Source organism: Streptacidiphilus sp. MAP12-16 (assembly GCF_041262165.1).
Taxonomy (GTDB): domain Bacteria; phylum Actinomycetota; class Actinomycetes; order Streptomycetales; family Streptomycetaceae; genus Streptacidiphilus.
The window spans coordinates 1-1141 of record NZ_JBGCBY010000085.1 but is presented as its reverse complement, the minus strand read 5'-3'; the positions used below and the strand labels follow the sequence as shown (position 1 = coordinate 1141).

1 protein-coding gene is annotated in these 1141 nt (G+C 64.4%); it reads right to left on the bottom strand.

Annotated elements, in window-relative coordinates:
• Window positions 1-1140, bottom strand: a 1140-nt coding sequence (gene ispG, locus ABIA33_RS38055) for a flavodoxin-dependent (E)-4-hydroxy-3-methylbut-2-enyl-diphosphate synthase (protein ID WP_370088826.1), incomplete at its 3' end; no start/stop codon positions are given.
• Window position 1141: the final 1 nt, after the last annotated feature.

Below are 1141 nucleotides of genomic sequence, written 5' to 3'. Positions count from 1 at the left end.
GGGTGCGCCGGAGGCGACGCCCTCGTCCTGCATCTGCTCGGCCAGCTTCAACGCCTCCTCGATCAGCGTCTCCACGATCTTCGACTCCGGCACCGTCTTGATGACCTCACCCTTCACAAAGATCTGCCCCTTCCCATTCCCCGAAGCCACCCCCAGATCCGCCTCCCGCGCCTCACCCGGACCATTCACCACACACCCCATCACCGCCACCCGCAACGGCACCTCCATCCCCTCCAACCCCGCAGTGACCTCCTCCGCCAACTTGTACACATCCACCTGCGCCCGCCCACACGACGGACACGACACAATCTCCAACCCCCGCTGCCGCAGATTCAACGACTCCAGAATCTGATTCCCCACCTTGATCTCCTCCGCCGGCGGCGCCGACAACGAGACCCGAATCGTGTCCCCGATCCCCTCCGACAACAACGCCCCGAACGCCACCGCCGACTTGATCGTCCCCTGGAACGACGGACCCGCCTCCGTCACCCCCAGATGCAACGGATAATCACACGCCGCAGCCAACTGCCGATACGCAGCGATCATCACCACCGGATCGTTGTGCTTCACCGAGATCTTGATATCCCGAAACCCGTGCTCCTCGAACAACGAGCACTCCCACAACGCCGACTCCACCAACGCCTCCGGCGTCGCCCGCCCGTACTTCGCCAGCAACCGCGCATCCAACGACCCCGCGTTGACCCCGATCCGAATCGGCACCCCCGCCCCCGACGCCGCCCGCGCGATCTCCCTCACCTTGTCGTCGAACTGCCGAATATTCCCCGGATTCACCCGCACCGCCGCACACCCCGCGTCGATCGCCGCGAACACGTACTTCGGCTGGAAATGAATATCCGCGATCACCGGAATCTGCGACTTCCGCGCGATCACCGCCAACGCATCCGCATCATCCTGCGACGGACACGCCACCCGCACAATCTGACACCCCGACGCCGTCAACTCCGCAATCTGCTGCAACGTCGCATTCACATCCGACGTCACCGTCGTCGTCATCGACTGCACCGACACCGGCGCATCCCCACCCACCGCCACACTGCCGACCATGATCTGACGACTCTTCCGCCGCACAGCAAGCGGCTTCAACGGCGTGGACGGCATTCCGAGCGAGATCGCGGTCATC